Source organism: Mycobacterium sp. MAA66 (assembly GCF_041261665.1).
Classification (GTDB): Bacteria; Actinomycetota; Actinomycetes; order Mycobacteriales; family Mycobacteriaceae; genus Mycobacterium.
This window is the reverse complement of the sequence record NZ_JBGCCC010000008.1, coordinates 15,957-33,288: the sequence shown is the minus strand read 5'-3', so window position 1 is coordinate 33,288 and position 17,332 is coordinate 15,957. Positions and strand designations below refer to the sequence as shown.

The following is a 17,332-nucleotide window of genomic DNA, read 5'->3' as shown; positions in this document are numbered from 1 at the left end:
AACCTCCTCTGTCACATCGGTGTTAATCTGCCGCCAGGCCGTGCTGGCCGGTCCGGCGAAGGGATGCCCGATGGTCGAAGTATCGGAGCAGGAAACTGCCGCGGATGCGGGGGCCGACCAGACCCCTGAAGTGCCGGCGGCAGCGCAGGAGACACTGTCCCGCCGCGATCGATTCCAGCGTCATCGTCTGCTGTCCAAAGTGAGCATCCAATCGAAGCTCGTCGTGATGATGGTGCTGTGCACCATCGTGGCGGCCACGGTGGTCGGTGTCATCGGCTTTCAGGCCGGCCGTGCGTCGCTTCGCGATTCGGTCTTCAACCGGCTCACCGAATTACGGCAGTCGCAGTCCCGCGCGCTACAGGACCAACTGACGGATCTGAAGAACTCGATGATCATCTACGCGCGCGGAGCCACCACCCGAAATGCCCTGTCGGACTTCACCGCCGGCTTCGACGCGCTGCAGGACAAGCCCATCAGTCCGGCGCAGTCGCAGTCGATCACCGACTACTACAACAACACCTATCTCAAGCAGGTAGAGCAGTCCAGCGGCGACAAGCTGGATGTCGACCAGCTGGTTCCGAAGGGCAATGCGCAGCGGTACCTGCAGGCCAACTACACCGCGTTGCGACAGAACGACGACACCGCCGTGAAGATCGACGATGCCCACGACGGCAGCGTCTGGTCCGCGGCCAACGCGCGCTACCAGGATTTCTTTCGCGAGATCGTGACCCGATTCGAGTTCGAAGACGCCATGCTGCTCGATACCAGGGGCAACATGGTGTACACCGCATTCAAGGACGTCGACCTGGGCACCAACATCCTGACCGGTCCCTACAGCGGTTCCAAACTCCGTGCCGCGTATGAAAAGGCGCTGTCGTCCAATGCCCTGGACTACGTGGGATTCACCGACTTCGAGATCTACCAGCCGGCCGAGAACGATCCGACGGCCTGGATGGTCACACCGATCGTCACCGACGGGCGTGCGGTGGGGGTGTTGGCCCTGCAGTTCCCGGCCTCGAAGATCAACCGGCTGATGACATTCGACAAGCACTGGGCCTCGTCGGGTCTGGGCACGACCGGTGAGGTCTACCTGGTCGGGCCCGACAACCTGATGCGCTCGGATTCTCGGCTGTTCCTGGAAGATCCGCAGGCATACAAACGCGATGTCGTCGAGGCGGGTACGCCGGTCGACGTCGCGGACCGGGCAATCAGGCTGGGCGGCACGACGCTGGTGCAGCCCGTTCCACCCGAGACCACCCACAACTCCTTACGCGGTGAGTCCGGCACCCAGATCGCCATCGGCTACCTCGGCCGCGAGTCGTTGCAGGCGTACGCCCCAGTGGACATACCCGGCGCCGAACTACATTGGTCCATCATCGCGAAGGTCAACACCGCGGAGGCCTTCGAAAGGGAGGCGTCGTTCACCAAGACGATGGTGCTGACGACCGTCGGCATCATTTTCGCCGTGTGCGTGGCCGCGGTATTTCTTGCCCAGCTGTTCGTACGGCCCATCCGCCGCCTCGAGACGGGCGCGCAGCGGATCAGCGCCGGCGACTATGACATCGCCATCCCCGTGGTGACGCGCGACGAAATCGGAGATCTGACAGAGGCTTTCAACGAGATGAGCAGAAGCCTGACCGTCAAAGAGGAACTTCTGGTCGAGCAGCGCGCGGAGAACGCCAAATTGTTGGCGCTGCTGATGCCCGAACCGGTGGCCGAACGCTACCAGCAGGGTGAGGAGATCCTCACCGAAGAGCACCAGAACGTCACGGTGATATTCACCGAAATCATCGGGCTGGACCGGCTGCAGGCCGAACTGACCTCGCAGGGATCACTCGCGGTCGCCAACGAGATCGAGCGCCAATTCGATGCTGCGGCATCCAGTCTCGGCATCGAACGCGGCCGCGCGATCCGCAACGGCTATCTGGGCAGCTGCGGTCTGAACGTGCCACGGCTCGACAACGTGCGACGGACCGTCGATTTCGCGCTGGAGTGCCAGCGGATCATCGATCGGTTCAACACCGAGACGAACAACAACCTGAGTCTGCGGGCAGGTATCGACACAGGCACCGTCAGCAGCGGCCTCGGTGGTCGGCACGCGGTCGTGTACGACATGTGGGGCGCGGCGGTGAATGTCGCCTACCAGATCAAGAGTGGCTCGCCGCAGCCCGGAATCGATGTCACCGACAGGGTCTATCAGGCGTTGCGGGCAACCGTGAATTTCACGTCTGTCGGCACCGTCACCGTCGACGGGCACGAAGAGCCGATCTGGCGATTGGTCGAACCGCGGTGATCACCAACGTCTTCACCTCGTCCTGGTTCTACTGGGCCGTGGGCATCGCGGTCGGCTTGCCGATCGGACTGGTGGTACTCACCGAGTGGCAACACGCACTGCGTCGCAAGCAGAGCTTTCTGCTGCGACCGGTGACGCTGCTGCGCAATTACCTGCTGCCGCTGGCTGCGCTGCTACTCCTGCTGACCGAAGCCAGGCAGGTACCGGCGGGCGCCACATCGGTGCGGACCGTGGCCACCCTCGTCGCCTTCGTCGTGCTCATCTTGCTGTTGTCCGGGGTGAACGCCACCCTGTTCCAGGGCGCCCCCGCCGGAACCTGGCGCAAGCGTGTGCCGACGATCTTCGTCGACGTCGCCCGGTTCGTCCTCATCGCCGTCGGCCTCGCGCTGATCTTCTCGTACATCTGGGGCGCGAACGTCCGAGGCCTGTTCACCGCGCTCGGGATCACCTCGATCGTCATCGGCCTCACGTTGCAGAACTCGGTCGGCCAGATCATCTCCGGTCTGCTGATGCTGTTCGAGCAGCCGTTCCAGATCGGCGACTGGCTCGATACCGCCGCGGCCCGGGGACGGGTTGTGGAAGTCAACTGGCGCGCAGTGCACCTGGAGACCAGCACCGGACTGCAGATCACCCCGAACTCGGTCCTGGCCGGGGCTTCGTTCACCAATCTGAGTCGCCCGGACAACAAACACAAGATCACCGTCAAGACCATCTTTTCGCTCGATGATCCACCAAACCAGGTGTGCGCCATGCTGACTCGACTGGCCACCGACTTACCGCTGCGGCGACGCAACGGCACCGCAAAGGTGACCCCCACGGGCGGCCTGGAATATCAGACCAGCATTCCACTGAACTCCCCCGCAGACGATGGGGACACGAAAACACTTTTCTTGCAATGGGTCTGGTACGCATCCCGGCGCGCGGGCCTGCACCTGGACGAAGCCGAAGACGACTTCTCGACGCCCGAACGGCTGGCAGCGGCAGTCGCCAAAGTGGTGGCGCCGACGTTACAGCTCGACGAGGAGCAACAGCGCGAGCTCGCAGCAGCAGCGACCCTGGAACGCTACGGAATCGACGAGACGATCCAGCGCGCCGGCGAGGTGCCGGACCGGATGACCTTCATCCTGTCCGGCCGCGTCCAGCTGACCGCGGGCACCGCCGATGAACCGGGGCCGTTGATCGGAATCCTGGACGAGGGCGGGTATCTCGGCCAGAGCACCCTGACCCGACAGCCGGTGATGGGTTACGCGCATGCGATCGACGAGGTCACGGTGGTACAGGTCGATCGGGAATACATCGCGAGGGTGGTGCAGCGAAATCCGGTGCTGCTGCAGGAGTTCGGTCGCGCCATCGAAGACCGCCGGGCCCGCGCCCGGCGAGCACTGACCGCACACACCGACGACTAGCACCCCTGGGCCGGAGCCCGGAAACCGTCAGTCGCGCCCGGACATCCACTGCACGGTCGACGGACTGAACAACAGTCCCAGTGCGACCACCGCGGCCAGCCCGACGCCGATGGAGTACTGCAGTCGGCCGGACTCAAAGACGTACCAAGCGATTCCGAGCAGCAGCAGGTTGGCAAACACTCCGATACCCCGGCCCCAGCGGCGGCCGTTGATCAGCGCCCAGCCGGCGGCCAGCACCGCTCCGCCGATGAACACCAACCAGATCGCGTTGCCGTAACCGCTGACGATGTGCTGATCGGCACCTGCCAGCCCGCGCACCACAAAGACCACCGCCACGATCAAACCGACCAATCCTTCTGCGGCAACCAGAAATCCGGCGTAGCGAACCGCGGGCGGATGGATCACCGGGACAACCGTTCCGCGAAATACTGCACTGCGAATTGGTAACCCAGGGGTCCGGCGCCGGCGATCACGGTCTCGGCCACCGCGGACACATACGAGTGGTGCCGGAACGCTTCGCGCTTGTGGATATTGCTCAAATGCACTTCGGCCACCGGCAATTCGGCGGCGATGAGAGCATCGGCAAGGGCCACCGAGGTGTGGCTGTAGGCGGCCGGATTGATGATGATGCCCACGCAGTCGTTCCGGGCCTCCTGGATGGCGTCGACGAGATCGCCTTCATGGTTGCTCTGGATCGCCCGCACGACGAAACCGAACTGCGCAGCAAGTTCGGTGACCGCGTGTTCGATCTGAGCCAAGGTGGTCGACCCATAGATCTCCGGCTGGCGGGTACCCAGCAGGTTCAGGTTCGGCCCGTTCAGGAGCAGCAGTCGGCGTTCGGTCACCTTGTTACGGTAGCCGCTCCAAACAGGCACAATTGCCCGGTGCCGACGATCAACGAACCGTGTCGCTGTGGATCCGGCGAGCTGTACGACGACTGTTGCGGACCGTTGCACCGTCGCGAGCGCACCGCAACGACCGCCGTCGCGCTGATGCGTTCACGGTTCTGTGCCTTCGCCGTGGGTGACACCGACTACCTGTTGGCCACTTGGGATCGACGCCACCGACCGGCAACCCTGAGCCTTGACGAGGACACCACCTGGCGCCGCCTGCAGATCGTCGACACCGAGGCCGGTACCGAGAACGACGTCACCGGCATGGTGCAGTTCCGCGCCCAGTACCAGCGCGACGGCAGCCGGCACATCCTGCACGAGCGCAGCAGGTTCGTGCGCGACAACCGTGGCGACTGGGTTTACCTGGACGGCGTCTTCGTCGAATGACCACCCCGCGCTGACGCTGCCAGGGTGCGCCACGCGCTCGGGTTGCCCCTCGGGTCAGCCTCGATAGGCTGGGCACCCGTGCGTGCCGTGCTGATCGTCAATCCGAATGCCACATCGACCACCCCGGCCGGGCGCGATCTGCTGGCCCACGCGCTGGAAAGCCGGGTGGACCTGACCGTGGTGCACACCGACCATCGCGGCCATGCCATCGAGATCGGCCAACAGGCGGCCGCCGACGGCACCGACGTGGTGATCGTGCACGGCGGCGACGGCACGGTGAACGAGGTGGTCAACGGCATCCTCGGGCACAGCAACGGGACTCGGGCCAGCACCGCGGTCGGGGTGGTGCCCGGCGGTTCGGCCAATGTCTTCGCCCGGTCGTTGGGCATCAGCGCCGACCCGCTGGAGGCCACCAACCAACTCGTCGACCTGCTCGCCGGGGCGAGCGGAGCGACGGGAGATATCACCGGGGCGAGCGGAGCGACGGGAGATGCCGGAGATCACCGCCGTGGCGTGCCGTGGCGGCGCATCGGGCTGATGGACTGTGGCGAGCGCTGGGCGGTGTTCACCGCCGGCCTGGGCGTCGACGGTGACGTGGTGGCCGCGGTGGAGGCGCAGCGGGCCAAGGGCAAGAAGGTCTCTGCCGCACGCTATATCCGGGTGGCGGTGCGCGAGGCGCTGGCCAATGCCCGCAAGCCACCCACTCTGACCCTGCAGCTGCCCGACTCCGAGCCGATCCCCGGTGTGCATTTCGCGTTCGTGTCCAACTCCAGCCCGTGGACTTATGCCAACGACCGGCCGGTGTGGACCAACCCGACGACGACCTTCGAGACCGGGCTCGGTGTATTCGCGACCACGAGCATGAATGTCTGGGCCAATCTGAAGCTGGCGCGCCAAATGCTGTCGCCCACACCACATTTGCGAGCCGCGCAACTGATCCGCGAAGACGATCTGCCGTGGCTACGGGTGACCAGTGACACACCGGCCGCGTGCCAGATCGACGGAGATTTCATCGGGTTGCGGCGAACCATGACGTTCACAGCCGTTCCAGGGGCTCTGAGCGTGGTCGCCCCACCTGCGAAATCCCGTTGACCAGGAAAATTTGCCGGATTTTGCCTTATTTAAGGCGCAAGTAGCCCAAGTGTAGTACAAAGGATTAAGGGACCCGGTAGCCGGGTCCGCAGTGACATTGCCCACGTGTTATCGCGTCGCTATTGACATCTGTTCAGCCTGTGAAAACATCAAATGCAACAGTGCTGAAACATTTCGTGTGCACGCGTTAACAGACAACGAAAAGTTCGTGTTGCTTCAACGCGCACTCAGTAAGGAGTAGGGATCATGGATTGGCGCCACAAGGCGGTCTGTCGCGACGAGGATCCGGAGCTGTTCTTCCCCGTCGGGAACAGCGGTCCGGCGCTCGCGCAGATTGCTGACGCGAAGCTCGTGTGCAACCGCTGCCCGGTTACCACCGAGTGCCTTAGCTGGGCGCTGGAGTCCGGCCAGGACGCAGGCGTCTGGGGCGGCATGAGCGAGGACGAGCGTCGCGCGCTCAAGCGCCGCAACGCCCGGACCAAGACCCGCACCGGCGTCTAACCGCTTCCAAGCATCAAGGCGGCCCCGGGGAAACCTGGGGCCGTTCTCTTTGCCCTGGTGAGCGAATACCCTTCCGGGGTTTGCTTTTTCGGGTGCTCATCCCCTCGGGGCAGCTAATGCGCGACCCGGGTCCGTCTGCCGATCGGCACCCGCAACACCACATCGGTGCCGCCATCACCAGCGGCGGACATCTCCATCGAGCCGTCGAGCACCGATGACACCTGGGTCCGCACGATCTGCAGCCCCAACCGGTCGGACTTCTCCAAGTTGAAGCCCTCCGGTAGTCCCCGACCGTCGTCGTGGATCACCACATCGAGCCACCGCGCCGAGCGGTCGGCGCGAATCGTCACCGAGCCCTGCGGCGTGTTGATGTCGAAGGCATGCTCGATAGCGTTCTGGACCAGTTCGGTGACGACCATGATCAGGGCATGCGCCCGATCGGCGTCCAGCACCCCAAGGTCGCCGTCACGTCGGACCCGCACCGGCGTGGCCACCGACGCCAGGTCATTCATCATCGGCAGGATCCGGTCGATCACCTCGTCGAGGTTGACCTCCTCGTCCACCGACAACGACAGGGCATCGTGCACCAGCGCGATGGACGACACCCGGCGGACCGAATCCATCAGCGCCTCGCGGGCCTCCGCGTTGTTCATCCGGCGGGACTGCAGCCGCAGCAGCGCGGCCACCGTCTGCAGGTTGTTCTTCACCCGGTGGTGGATCTCACGGATCGTGGCGTCCTTGGACAGCAGCGCCCGGTCGCGTCGTTTGATCTCGGTGACGTCGCGAATCAGCAATGCGGCCCCCAGGGCCTTGCCCCCGACCACCAGCGGGATCGTCCGCAGCAACACCGCCGCGCCGCCGGCATCGACCTCCATGCGCATGCTCGACCCACCCGCCAGCGAGTCACGGATGTGGTTGGCCAATTCCTGGGCGTCGAACGGGTCGGAGATCAGTGGCCTGGTGACACTGACCAGATCCTGGCCCCCGAGTTCGGATACCAGCCCCATGCGGTGATAGGCCGAGATGGCGTTGGGGCTGGCGTATTTCACCGAGCCGTCGACGTCCAAACGGACCATACCGTCCCCCACCCGGGGGCTGGACCGCGACATCGGCACGTCACCGACATTGGGGAACGTGCCCTCGGCCAGCATCCGCAGCAGGTCGCGGGCACAGTCCAGGTACGCCCGCTCCAATGGACTGGCCTTGCGCCGGTCGCCCTGCGACGGCTGGTGGGTCAGCACGGCGACCACATTGCCGCGGTACCGGATCGGCACCGCCTCGAACTTCAGTCGGGTATCACCTAGCGAATTGTCTTGTGCCGCATCACTTCCCCGGCCGATATGGCCGGATTCGAAAGCGTCCACGACCACCGGCAGGTCGGTCCCGGCGTTGATGGTCCCGACCACGTCGGCGGTCAACACCGTCAACGCGGTGTTGGGCCGGATCTGAGCCACACACACCAATGCGCCGTCGTCGCGGCGCACCCACATCAGGTAGTCGGCGAACGACAAGTCGGCCAACAGCTGCCACTCACCCACCACGGCGTGCAGGTGATCGACGGCGTTGCCGGGCAATACGGTGTGCTCGGCGAGTAGGTCACCGAGTGTCGACATGACGCGCTATCCGCGCATTCTGGAGAGTCGCTACCTAGCCGATGACGGCGATCAGATCGCCGGCCTGGATGACGTCGCCGACCGCGACATTGACGGAGGTGATGGTGCCGGCGACCTCAGCGAGTACCGGGATCTCCATCTTCATGGATTCCAACAGCACGAGAGTGTCCCCCTCGCCGATCTGATCGCCCTCGCGAACCACAACCTCGAGCACGCTGGCCACGATCTCGGCGCGAACATCCTCGGCCATCTTCACTCCACTCGTCTTCAGGAGGCACCCAGGAAAGACCCGGGGCGCTTCGACACACAGGCACTGCCTGCGCCGTCTATTGCACCACAACACCTCGGTTTGCAATTGGGTGGCGTGGCCGTGCGACACTGGAGAGCAATCAATTGACCTTTTGGAGGACCATCATGGCCAAGCGTGGCCGCAAGAAGCGTGACCGTAAGCACTCGAAGGCCAACCACGGCAAGCGGCCCAACGCCGGTTCGAAGTCGGTTCGCTGACCGCTCCGGAGCTTCGCTCCGAACCCAGCCAAAGGGGCTGAGCCGGCATTCGCCTGGCTCAGCCCCTTTTTGGTGTCTGGCGGTCCCGCCAGCGCGTCAGCCCCGGATGATGGTGGTGCGGCTGATCTCCAGCCGTAGCCGGGCGCGCAGGCTGTCCGGAGCCTTCTCGCCGCTGCACTTGGTGGCGATCAGCGCCTTCACGCGCTCCTCGACGCCGTACTGGCGCAGGCAGGTCGGGCACTCCTCCAGGTGAAAGCGCAGCTTGTCGCGCGTCTCCGTCGTGCATTCACCGTCGAGCAGGGTCCACACCTCGGCGATCACCGCGGCGCACTCCGGATGATCCGGGTCGACAGGACCGATCGGCGGCGTGAACGTGTGCCCCTCGGGACGGGTGAATTCGTCGCTCATGACGACACCTCCTGAGTGTCGAGGCTTTCGCCTCGCAAGAACCCGCGATCCCGTGCGACATCGGACAACAGTTCGCGCAGCTGCTTGCGGCCGCGGTGCAGACGGGACATCACCGTCCCGATCGGGGTATCCATGATTTCGGCGATCTCCTTGTACGGGAAGCCCTCGACGTCGGCGTAGTACACCGCCATCCGGAACTCTTCGGGCAGCGCCTGCAACGCGGCCTTGATCTCGGTGTCGGGCAGCGCTTCGAGCGCCTCGACCTCGGCCGAGCGCAGCCCGGTGGACGAGTGCTCGGCGTTGGCCGCCAGCTGCCAATCGGTGATCTCGTCCGTCGGGTACTCGGCCGGCTGGCGCTGCTTCTTGCGGTAGCTGTTGATGTAGGTGTTGGTCATGATCCGGTACAGCCAGGCCTTGAGGTTGGTGCCCGCGCGGAACGAATGGAAGGCTGAATAGGCCTTGACCATGGTTTCCTGCACCAGATCCTCCGCGTCGGCAGGGTTGCGCGTCATGCGCAAGGCACCACCGTAGAGCTGGTCGAGCAGCGGAATGGCATCCCGCTCGAATCGCGCCGTCAGCTCGGCGTCGCTCTCCTCGGTGTGCACAGCCGGGCCAGCTTCCTGGTCGGACAGCACTTCTGGGACTGATCCGTAGACATCGGTCATCCTGATCGAGCCCGTCCCTTCTGTTGCGGCGCCACCCAACAGCTCCGGCAACTCGACCGGACGTTCCAGAAATGCCGTGGGCACCTGATGTTCCCCTTCCATGCGATCCTAGAGGCTGCGACCGACAATCGCTCCAGCCTGCTTCGACCCCAACAACAGCCGGTAGCGGCGGAGTTGTTCCCGGCTACGCTTCGGTGCCATGGCCAGTGCTGCCACTCCGGCGATCAAGGTCCTGCTGAGCGCGGGTATTGCCCACGACGTGCTGCACTTCCAGCACGATCCGCGCGAGACCTCGTTCGGCGACCATGCGGCGGCGCAGCTCGCCGCTGTCGGGTATTCGCCCGAGCAGATCTTCAAGACCCTGGTGATCGCGATCCCCGACGGCCTCGCGGTCGCGGTGCTGCCAGTGCCCAACAAGCTGTCGCTGAAGGCCGCGGCCGGCGCGTTGGGCGCACCGAAGGCCGCGATGGCCGATCCCGCAGCGGCGCAACGTTCCACCGGGTATGTGCTCGGCGGTATTTCCCCACTGGGACAACGTAAATCACTGCCGACGGTCATCGACGAGAAGGCGCTGCTGTGGGACCGGGTGCTGTGCAGCGCCGGCAGGCGCGGCGTGGAGGTCGCGCTGGCGCCCGCGGATCTGATCAAGGCCACCGGCGCGGTGATCGCCGACATCTGCGCCGTCTGACCATCTCTCGACGGGCCGACCGTCCGCGTCATAGGGTTGGCGCCATGTCATCCTTCGCCGGCAAAACCATGTTCATCTCCGGAGCGAGCCGCGGCATCGGCCTGGCCATCGCCAAAAAAGTGGCGGCCGACGGCGCCAATATCGCGCTGGTCGCCAAAACCGCCGAGCCGCATCCCAAACTCGAGGGCACCGTCTATACCGCCGCGAAGGAAATTGAGGCCGCCGGCGGACAGGCGCTGCCGATAGTCGGCGACGTTCGCGACCCCGACTCGGTGAGCGCCGCGGTGGACCAGGCGGTGGCGCAGTTCGGCGGCATCGACATCTGCGTCAACAATGCCTCGGCGATCAATCTCGGTTCGGTCGAGGAAGTTCCGATGAAGCGCTTCGACTTGATGAACGGCATCCAGGTCCGCGGCACCTACGCGGTGACGCAGGCCTGTATCCCACACATGAAAGGCCGGGAGAACCCGCACATCCTGACCCTGTCGCCGCCGTTGCGGCTGGAGCCCAAGTGGCTCAAGCCGACCGCCTACACGATGGCCAAATACGGAATGACGTTGTGCGCATTGGGCATTGCTGAGGAGATGCGGGACGCCGGTATCGCCTCCAATACCCTGTGGCCGCGCACCCTGGTGGCCACGGCCGCCGTGCAAAACCTGCTCGGCGGCGACGAGGCGATGGCCAAGGCGCGTCGCCCCGAGGTGTACTCCGATGCCGCATACGCGATTTTCCTCAAACCGGCCCGCGAATACACCGGTCAATCACTGCTGTGTGAGGACGTGCTGCTCGCCTCCGGCGTCACCGACCTGTCCGTCTACAACTGCTCCCAGGACGGCGAACTCGGCGTGGACCTGTGGGTCGACACCCCGAACCCGCCGGGATACACCGGCCCGTAGTCGAATCGACCGGTGGGCGACGATTCAGTTGCCCACCGGCGTCCACTCCTGCGCCGGACAGATCTCGACACCCGTGGCCAGGACCGGCCACACCGCGGTCATCTCGACCAGCGCGACGATCTGCGAACCCGCCGGCACCACCCGGTCCCACTGATAGCCGATGCGCCGCAGGTCGGCCGGATGCAGAAAAGTCCACACCAGACCGGCCACGACATACGGGATCGCCAGCCATAGAGCGAATTCCATCATCGCCGCGACGCTGACCTTGCGGCTGAGAAACCGGCGCATCGGACTCCCCTCAGATCAACGCCGCGTGCTTACGCACCCGACGGCGGACGTCAGCCAGCAACAGGTAACTGCCGCCCTGGCGGATGAAGACCGGCAGAAACCGATTGACGACAGCCACCAGTAGGAACAGGCTTTCAAAACACCATTGCCGGACGCCGCTCCACCTCATCCCCATCGCGTCCCGGAACACCGGGGCCAGAAAGCCACCGGTCAGGAATTTCAGTAGTGGCCGAAAAGGCAGCGCCACAACAGGATTGATCATCCGCAGGTGGACCAGATCGAGCAGGTGGCGACGGACCGGGTCGTCCATGGAGAGCTGCGCGCAGGCCTGCGTCCAATAGGCGTCGAAGTCGACCCGGGTCGCCGGCCACTGGTCCTCGGTCACCTGCAAAGTGGTGCCCAGCGTGTGCGCCGACCGATAGAACTGCTCGGCCTGTTCTGCGGTCATCTGGCCGCGTAACAATTGATAGCCGTCCTCCAGCCCCACGAACAGGCAGGCTGCGACCCACATTTGCAGGTCGCGGTCAAAGGCGTTGTACTGCACTGGGCTGTCAGGGCCCGAGCGCACCTGGCGGTGCGCGCCGTCGACCGCTGCCCGGTAGGCGGCGCGGTCGTCGTCATTGCCCAGGACTGCCACCGCAAGGTATTGCGTGGTGGTGCGCAACCGCTTCCACGGATGTTTGAGCAGATTGCCCGAGTCGACCTTGCTCTCCACCACCCCGTAGCCGACACCCGGTCGGGACAGCTGCATGATCACGTTCGCGGCGCCGGCCGCACCGACCCAGAAGTCGAAGGCACCCGATGCGGTGACCGGGCCGTCGTCCCAGCGGGAGGTCCGCCGGCGGATCTGGATTCGACAGTCTTGCAGCGGCGCTGCGGTCATGACACGCACACATTCGCCAACAGCAGCACCGGCCAGGCGATGATCGCCCGGACGAACAACAGTAGCCACCCGATTCCGTGTGCGGCCGCGCGATCAGCACTGTGGGAGAGCGCCCAGATCAAGCCGATAAGCAGGTACGGCGCCGCGACGATCAACGCGGTCCCGATCCACTCGGCGATGGTCATCTCGAAACTGAGCACCTTGCGCGCCACGCCCATGACATCCGGCGCCTGGCTTTCCCTGTCGGTCATATCGACCCCACGGTAACGCGGTTCGGGGGCACGGCAGCCGATTTCGTCAAGAAAGCTCTGCCGACGCAACCGCGCGTACATCGAAATCTTGTGTCGCGCAATATGTTAGGCCGCATTCCTGGAAGTTCGCGGTTCGTGGGCGTGGCCGCGACAGCCGCAGCGCTAGGCTGGCCCGATGACATCGTGGTCAGTGGGCCGGTACGAGGCCGTCGCCCAGCTCATCGCCCCCATCGCTGCCGAGGTGATCACCGCGGCAGCGCCCCGCGCCGGCACCACGCTGGCCGACCTGGCGTGCGGCACCGGCAACGCCGCTTTGGCCGCCGCCGCGACCGGCGCACAGGTGACCGGTGTGGATCTCACTCCCGAGCTGCTGGCCATCGCGGCGGCCAAGGCCGGCGGCGCCGAGGTGACCTGGCTGGCGGCGGACGCTTCGGCCACCGGTCTGCCCGACGCCGGATTCGACACGGTGGTGTCGAACATGGGGATCATCTTCGTGGAGCCGGCGGCGATGGTCGCCGAATTGGCCCGCCTGGTCAAATCCGGTGGTGTGCTGGCTTTTTCGACCTGGGTACGGGCCGGGGACAACCCGTTCTTCACACCGGTGGTGCAGGTTCTGGGTGCACCCGTGGCGGCCGCCTGGAGCCCGGACCAGTGGGGCGAACCGAACACCGTGAACGCGCGGTTCGCCGGCGCCTTCGACGACCTCCGATCCGAGCCAGGCATGTTCACCTGGCGATTCGAATCCCTGGCTGCCGCAGTGCGATTCATCACCGACGAGTCGCCGATGCACGTCACCACATTGAGCTATCTGGATGACGACACCCGCGCCCGATTGGTCGGCGCGTTCACCGACGCGATGGCTGCGCACCTGGGTTCCGACGGCACTGTGGTCTTCGATGCACCCTACGCCATCATCACCGCGCGACGGCGCTGAATCAGGTTGCCTGATAGAGGATTCCGCGGCCGATGGCGTCCCGGACCTCGGGCAGAGCGGCCTGCGCCAGCGCGTCGGCGTCGACCCCGTGATGGGCGGCGAGCAGCTGGATCAGCGCACCCAGTGGCACCTCACCCCGGCAACCCGCCAGCAGTGCGCGCATCACCTCATCGACGCCAAGAACCGCGGCCGGACCACCCGGCCGCCGGACAGCGGCCCCGATCTGCTGCCAGCCGTCCGAGCCGGGCAACCACTGTTCCTCCAAGAACACCGGTGCCGTCGACAGCCGCGCGGCGAGCAACGTCTCGTCGGACGTGTTGCGCAGGTAGCGGCGTCGAGCGAAGAAGGCCTGCACTTCGATGCCCGTGACCGGCTCGTCGGTGATCTCCTCCAGCATCTGCTCGGGCTCTTCGCCGTCGCTCGGCACCTGCAGTGAGATCAGCCCCATGCCGATTCCGGTGATGCCCTGTTCGGCGAACCAATCCAGCCAGGCCGCACCACGCCGAGCAGTCTGCTCGGCGGTCTCCCCCGCATCGGCCAGCCACAGCGAGACATAGCTGACGGGGTCGGCCAGCTCACGCTGCACCACCCAGGCGTGCAGTCCGGTGCCGGCGAGCCAAGCCCGCACCCGCTCGGCCCAATCATCGCTGCGGACAATCCAGTTGGCCATGATCTGCGCGGTACCACCGGGTTTCAGGTAAGCGGCGACGTTCTCGATGATGTGTTGGCACAGCGCATCCCCGGCCATCCCGGAGTCCCGATAGATGTAATCCTGCGAGCCCGCGCCCACCACGAACGGCGGATTGGACACGATCAGGTCGAATCGCTCTCCGGCCACCGGCTCAAACAGGCTGCCACGCCGCAGATCCCACGACATGCCGCCCAGCCGGGCCGTGGCCGCAGCCAGGTCCAGGGCACGCTGGTTGGTGTCGGTGCCGACGATCTGTTCGCAATGTGCGTTCAGATGCAGGGCCTGGATGCCACATCCGGTACCCAAATCCAGTGCGCGCCGCACCGGAGTGCGAATGACGGCCCGCGCCAAGGACATCGACGCCCCGCCGATACCGAGCACGTGGTCGCGGAGCACCGGTCCGCTACGCAGTGCCGCGTCCTGATCGGAGACCACGTAGAAGTCGCGCTCACCATCGCTGTGCGGACGGACGTCGAGTATGGCCCGGACGGTGTCGAGCACCTCCAGCACACCGGCAGCGGACAGCTCCTCCAGGGACAGGGAAGGAAACGCGGCCGCCGCGCGCGGTGCGGGTTCGTCGGTACCCAGCAGGAACAACCGGATCAGGGTCGAGAGCCGGTCCTCCCCGGTAGCACGCAGCGCCGGCCACCACACGCCCCTACCCAGGGCGGCATTGGCGTCGGGGCCCAGCAGCTCGGCCACCCCGTCCGTGGTGTAGCCGGCCGACCGCAGATCTGCCTCAAGCGCATCGAGCAACGCGTCGTCCAATGGGCTCAAAACAGTGTCGCTTCCGGCTCTTCGTTCTCTACGGGTGCGATCAGCTCCGGGCCGTTGTTGCGGATGCTGTTCACCAGTCGGGACACCTCTCTGACGGCAATACGGTCCAGGTCGCCGTGCCCGCGCAACAGCCCCTCGTCGATCGGGGCATCGGGGTCCAGCCATCGATCCCAGTCCGGCGCGCTGATGGTCAGCGGCATCCGATCATGGATCACCGCCAGCGGACCCACCGATTCGGTGGTGATGATGGTGCAGCTGACCAGCGGGGCGCTGTCAGGCTCAGCGGCTCCCAATTCCCCCGTCGCTTCGCTCGCCCCTTTCGGCCGCCACGTCGACCACAACCCCGCCATGAACAGCAACTCGCCGTCAGCGGCATGCATGAAGAACGGGGTCTTGGTCTTTTTGTCAGCCGTCGCGGGTGGCTGCCACTCGTACCAGCCGTCCATCGGGATGAGGCAGCGCTTGGATTTCGCCGAACCGCGAAACGCCGGTGAGGTGGTCAGAGTTTCAGCGCGGGCGTTGATCAGCAGCGGCCCCTTGGTGTCCGGGGTTCCGTCGACGGTGGTCTTGACCCAGGGCGGGATCAGGCCCCAGCGCATCGAGCGGACTCGGCGAGTGGACTCGTCATCGGGTTCGGCGTCGGGCGAGCGAAGCGACGGGGAATCAGCGTCGGGCGAGCGAAGCGACGGGGAATCAGCAGCGGGCGAGCGGGAATGGTCGTGCCGTTTGACCACGGTGCTGACCGTTGTGGTCGGCGCGACGTTGTAGTTGGCCTCGAACTCCCGCGACCGCTCGGCCTCATTCAGCGCCTCGATTTTCGAAGCCAGCAGCGCCGGGTCGGTGGTCACTGCAAATCGCCCACACATACCAGGCAGGATAGGGGTATGGAATCCTGGCCCGCACCCTCGGCGACCGGCCCGGTGCAGGCCACTGTCACCGTGCCCGGCTCGAAATCGCAGACCAACCGTGCGCTGATCCTGGCGGCGCTGGGCACTGCGCAGGGCGTATCCACAGTCGGCGGCGCGCTGCGCAGCCGGGACACCAACCTGATGATCGCGGCGCTGCAGGCGCTCGGCGTCCGCATCGACGGCGCAGGCACCGACCTGACGGTCGGCGGCGTGCTCTCGCCGGCCGGCGATGTGCGGATCGACTGCGGCCTGGCCGGTACCGTGCTGCGGTTCGTGCCGCCATTGGCAGCCCTCGGCGCGCGTCTGGTCACCTTTGACGGCGACGAGCAGGCCAAGGCCCGGCCCATCACTCCGCTGCTCGATGCCATGCGCGGGCTGGGCGTCGGCATCGACGGCGCCGGCATGCCCTTCACCGTGCACGGGACCGGCGGGGTGGCCGGCGGTGAGGTGCACATCGACGCGTCGGCATCATCGCAGTTCGTGTCCGGACTGTTGTTGTCGGGCGCCACTTTTCGGTCCGGACTGACGGTGGTGCACACCGGCGAATCGGTGCCGTCGGCGCCGCACATCGCGATGACGGTGTCCATGCTGCGTGATGCCGGCGTGGCCGTTGATGATTCGCAATCCAACCGATGGACCGTGGCCCCCGGTCCGGTGGCCGCACTACACTGGGCCATCGAGCCCGACCTGTCCAATTCGGTGCCGTTCCTGGCGGCGGCCGCGGTGACCGGCGGTACCGTACGGTTGGCGCACTGGCCGCAGCACAGCGTGCAGCCGTCCGGCACCATTCTGGAGCTGCTGGGCAAGGTGAATTGCACTGTCCGCATCGAGGATTCGTACCTTGTGGTGCAGGGCCCAGCCGGTTTCGACGGGTTCGATGTCGACCTCAACGAGGTCGGCGAGCTGGCGCCGTCGATGGCCGCGCTCGCGACCCTGGCCGCCCCCGGTTCGGTATCCAGACTTTCCGGCATCGCGCACCTGCGCGGACACGAGACCGACCGACTGGCCGCGCTGACCGCCGAGATCAACGGCCTGGGCGGCCAATGCGCAGAGACCGACGACGGGCTCTTGATCACTGCCTGTCCTCTGCACCAAGGGGTTTGGCACTCCTACGCCGACCATCGGATGGCCACCGCGGGCGCCATAATCGGACTTCGGGTGTCCGGCGTGCAGGTGGAGGACATCGGCACCACGGCCAAGACCCTGCCCGACTTCCCCGGCATGTGGGCCGACATGCTGGCAGGGAAATAG

The 17,332-nt window shown here is 65.7% G+C and carries 21 protein-coding genes; 10 read left to right on the top strand and 11 right to left on the bottom strand.

Annotation, left to right across the window (positions count from 1 at the left end):
• Positions 1-70: 70 nt before the first annotated feature.
• Together ABIA30_RS20325 and ABIA30_RS20320 are read left to right on the top strand one after the other, a co-directional pair.
• Positions 71-2,293: an adenylate/guanylate cyclase domain-containing protein gene (locus ABIA30_RS20325; RefSeq protein ID WP_370068693.1), complete on the top strand. Its 2,223-nt coding sequence runs from the start codon at positions 71-73 to the stop codon at positions 2,291-2,293.
• Positions 2,293-3,699 (top strand): mechanosensitive ion channel family protein, encoded by a 1,407-nt coding sequence (locus ABIA30_RS20320; RefSeq protein ID WP_370069038.1) that lies wholly within the window; start codon positions 2,293-2,295, stop codon positions 3,697-3,699. Before ABIA30_RS20325 ends, ABIA30_RS20320 begins: the two co-directional genes overlap by 1 nt.
• A gap of 27 nt (positions 3,700-3,726) precedes the next feature.
• On the opposite strand, the gene ABIA30_RS20315 is transcribed toward ABIA30_RS20320, so the two are convergent.
• Positions 3,727-4,104, bottom strand: coding sequence for a hypothetical protein (locus ABIA30_RS20315; protein ID WP_370068691.1), 378 nt, complete (start codon positions 4,102-4,104; stop codon positions 3,727-3,729).
• Positions 4,101-4,544, bottom strand: a complete 444-nt coding sequence (gene aroQ / locus ABIA30_RS20310) for a type II 3-dehydroquinate dehydratase (protein ID WP_370068689.1) — start codon at positions 4,542-4,544, stop codon at positions 4,101-4,103. The genes ABIA30_RS20315 and aroQ overlap by 4 nt, the downstream gene beginning before the upstream one ends.
• A gap of 39 nt (positions 4,545-4,583) precedes the next feature.
• On the opposite strand from aroQ, the gene ABIA30_RS20305 reads away from it, so the two are divergent.
• From ABIA30_RS20305 to whiB1, 3 genes are all read left to right on the top strand, one after another.
• On the top strand, positions 4,584-4,979 hold the full coding sequence (locus ABIA30_RS20305) for a YchJ family protein (protein ID WP_370068687.1): 396 nt from the start codon (positions 4,584-4,586) through the stop codon (positions 4,977-4,979).
• Positions 4,980-5,057: 78 nt separating this feature from the next.
• A complete protein-coding gene (locus ABIA30_RS20300; protein WP_370068685.1) occupies positions 5,058-6,071 on the top strand; it encodes a diacylglycerol kinase family protein in 1,014 nt (337 codons plus the stop codon).
• Positions 6,072-6,317: 246 nt separating this feature from the next.
• Complete coding sequence (gene whiB1, locus ABIA30_RS20295; protein ID WP_370068683.1) at positions 6,318-6,572, top strand: transcriptional regulator WhiB1; 255 nt, start codon at positions 6,318-6,320, stop codon at positions 6,570-6,572.
• A gap of 113 nt (positions 6,573-6,685) precedes the next feature.
• On the opposite strand, the gene ABIA30_RS20290 is transcribed toward whiB1, so the two are convergent.
• Both ABIA30_RS20290 and ABIA30_RS20285 read right to left on the bottom strand, forming a co-directional pair.
• Entirely contained in the window at positions 6,686-8,185 is a 1,500-nt protein-coding gene (locus ABIA30_RS20290; RefSeq protein WP_370068681.1) for a sensor histidine kinase, read from the bottom strand.
• Positions 8,186-8,219: 34 nt separating this feature from the next.
• Positions 8,220-8,435: a biotin/lipoyl-binding carrier protein gene (locus tag ABIA30_RS20285; protein ID WP_370068679.1), complete on the bottom strand. Its 216-nt coding sequence runs from the start codon at positions 8,433-8,435 to the stop codon at positions 8,220-8,222.
• A gap of 164 nt (positions 8,436-8,599) precedes the next feature.
• On the opposite strand from ABIA30_RS20285, the gene ABIA30_RS20280 reads away from it, so the two are divergent.
• Positions 8,600-8,692: a 50S ribosomal protein bL37 gene (locus ABIA30_RS20280; protein WP_003882799.1), complete on the top strand. Its 93-nt coding sequence runs from the start codon at positions 8,600-8,602 to the stop codon at positions 8,690-8,692.
• A gap of 96 nt (positions 8,693-8,788) precedes the next feature.
• On the opposite strand, the gene rsrA is transcribed toward ABIA30_RS20280, so the two are convergent.
• Together rsrA and ABIA30_RS20270 are read right to left on the bottom strand one after the other, a co-directional pair.
• On the bottom strand, positions 8,789-9,100 hold the full coding sequence (rsrA, locus tag ABIA30_RS20275) for a mycothiol system anti-sigma-R factor (protein ID WP_370068677.1): 312 nt from the start codon (positions 9,098-9,100) through the stop codon (positions 8,789-8,791).
• Positions 9,097-9,765, bottom strand: coding sequence for a sigma-70 family RNA polymerase sigma factor (locus ABIA30_RS20270; RefSeq protein WP_370069036.1), 669 nt, complete (start codon positions 9,763-9,765; stop codon positions 9,097-9,099). Before ABIA30_RS20270 ends, rsrA begins: the two co-directional genes overlap by 4 nt.
• Before the next feature lie 199 nt (positions 9,766-9,964).
• Between ABIA30_RS20270 and ABIA30_RS20265 the strand changes: the two genes are divergently transcribed.
• Both ABIA30_RS20265 and ABIA30_RS20260 read left to right on the top strand, forming a co-directional pair.
• Positions 9,965-10,453, top strand: a complete 489-nt coding sequence (locus ABIA30_RS20265) for an aminoacyl-tRNA deacylase (protein WP_370068675.1) — start codon at positions 9,965-9,967, stop codon at positions 10,451-10,453.
• A 44-nt stretch (positions 10,454-10,497) separates the two neighbouring features.
• The gene (locus ABIA30_RS20260; protein ID WP_370068673.1) at positions 10,498-11,349 is read left to right on the top strand and encodes an SDR family oxidoreductase; all 852 of its coding nucleotides are present in this window, start codon (positions 10,498-10,500) and stop codon (positions 11,347-11,349) included.
• Positions 11,350-11,373: 24 nt separating this feature from the next.
• On the opposite strand, the gene ABIA30_RS20255 is transcribed toward ABIA30_RS20260, so the two are convergent.
• From ABIA30_RS20255 to ABIA30_RS20245, 3 genes are read right to left on the bottom strand one after another with little or no spacing between them, the layout of a single operon-like run.
• Entirely contained in the window at positions 11,374-11,637 is a 264-nt protein-coding gene (locus ABIA30_RS20255; protein ID WP_370068672.1) for a hypothetical protein, read from the bottom strand.
• Positions 11,638-11,647: 10 nt separating this feature from the next.
• On the bottom strand, positions 11,648-12,520 hold the full coding sequence (locus tag ABIA30_RS20250; RefSeq protein ID WP_370068670.1) for an oxygenase MpaB family protein: 873 nt from the start codon (positions 12,518-12,520) through the stop codon (positions 11,648-11,650).
• Complete coding sequence (locus ABIA30_RS20245; protein ID WP_370068668.1) at positions 12,517-12,771, bottom strand: hypothetical protein; 255 nt, start codon at positions 12,769-12,771, stop codon at positions 12,517-12,519. Before ABIA30_RS20245 ends, ABIA30_RS20250 begins: the two co-directional genes overlap by 4 nt.
• A 175-nt stretch (positions 12,772-12,946) precedes the next feature.
• On the opposite strand from ABIA30_RS20245, the gene ABIA30_RS20240 reads away from it, so the two are divergent.
• Entirely contained in the window at positions 12,947-13,705 is a 759-nt protein-coding gene (locus ABIA30_RS20240) for a class I SAM-dependent methyltransferase (RefSeq protein WP_370068666.1), read from the top strand.
• Between the two features lies 1 nt (position 13,706).
• On the opposite strand, the gene ABIA30_RS20235 is transcribed toward ABIA30_RS20240, so the two are convergent.
• Together ABIA30_RS20235 and ABIA30_RS20230 are read right to left on the bottom strand one after the other, a co-directional pair.
• Positions 13,707-15,173, bottom strand: a complete 1,467-nt coding sequence (locus tag ABIA30_RS20235) for a methyltransferase (RefSeq protein ID WP_370068664.1) — start codon at positions 15,171-15,173, stop codon at positions 13,707-13,709.
• Entirely contained in the window at positions 15,170-16,039 is an 870-nt protein-coding gene (locus ABIA30_RS20230; protein ID WP_370068662.1) for an SOS response-associated peptidase, read from the bottom strand. Before ABIA30_RS20230 ends, ABIA30_RS20235 begins: the two co-directional genes overlap by 4 nt.
• Positions 16,040-16,057: 18 nt before the next feature.
• Between ABIA30_RS20230 and aroA the strand changes: the two genes are divergently transcribed.
• Positions 16,058-17,332, top strand: a complete 1,275-nt coding sequence (aroA, locus tag ABIA30_RS20225; RefSeq protein WP_370068660.1) for a 3-phosphoshikimate 1-carboxyvinyltransferase — start codon at positions 16,058-16,060, stop codon at positions 17,330-17,332.

What these genes read in the sequence shown, in the direction of transcription:
- ABIA30_RS20285 (WP_370068679.1), bottom strand. Translation starts at nt 8,435, where the DNA reads ATGGCCGAGGATGTTCGCGCCGAGATCGTGGCCAGCGTGCTCGAGGTT.
- ABIA30_RS20230 (WP_370068662.1), bottom strand. Translation starts at nt 16,039, where the DNA reads ATGTGTGGGCGATTTGCAGTGACCACCGACCCGGCGCTGCTGGCTTCG.
- rsrA (WP_370068677.1), bottom strand. Translation starts at nt 9,100, where the DNA reads ATGAGCGACGAATTCACCCGTCCCGAGGGGCACACGTTCACGCCGCCG.
- ABIA30_RS20265 (WP_370068675.1), top strand. Translation starts at nt 9,965, where the DNA reads ATGGCCAGTGCTGCCACTCCGGCGATCAAGGTCCTGCTGAGCGCGGGT.
- ABIA30_RS20240 (WP_370068666.1), top strand. Translation starts at nt 12,947, where the DNA reads ATGACATCGTGGTCAGTGGGCCGGTACGAGGCCGTCGCCCAGCTCATC.
- aroA (WP_370068660.1), top strand. Translation starts at nt 16,058, where the DNA reads ATGGAATCCTGGCCCGCACCCTCGGCGACCGGCCCGGTGCAGGCCACT.
- ABIA30_RS20255 (WP_370068672.1), bottom strand. Translation starts at nt 11,637, where the DNA reads ATGCGCCGGTTTCTCAGCCGCAAGGTCAGCGTCGCGGCGATGATGGAA.
- whiB1 (WP_370068683.1), top strand. Translation starts at nt 6,318, where the DNA reads ATGGATTGGCGCCACAAGGCGGTCTGTCGCGACGAGGATCCGGAGCTG.
- ABIA30_RS20290 (WP_370068681.1), bottom strand. Translation starts at nt 8,185, where the DNA reads ATGTCGACACTCGGTGACCTACTCGCCGAGCACACCGTATTGCCCGGC.
- ABIA30_RS20245 (WP_370068668.1), bottom strand. Translation starts at nt 12,771, where the DNA reads ATGACCGACAGGGAAAGCCAGGCGCCGGATGTCATGGGCGTGGCGCGC.
- ABIA30_RS20270 (WP_370069036.1), bottom strand. Translation starts at nt 9,765, where the DNA reads ATGACCGATGTCTACGGATCAGTCCCAGAAGTGCTGTCCGACCAGGAA.
- ABIA30_RS20250 (WP_370068670.1), bottom strand. Translation starts at nt 12,520, where the DNA reads ATGACCGCAGCGCCGCTGCAAGACTGTCGAATCCAGATCCGCCGGCGG.
- ABIA30_RS20260 (WP_370068673.1), top strand. Translation starts at nt 10,498, where the DNA reads ATGTCATCCTTCGCCGGCAAAACCATGTTCATCTCCGGAGCGAGCCGC.
- ABIA30_RS20280 (WP_003882799.1), top strand. Translation starts at nt 8,600, where the DNA reads ATGGCCAAGCGTGGCCGCAAGAAGCGTGACCGTAAGCACTCGAAGGCC.
- ABIA30_RS20325 (WP_370068693.1), top strand. Translation starts at nt 71, where the DNA reads ATGGTCGAAGTATCGGAGCAGGAAACTGCCGCGGATGCGGGGGCCGAC.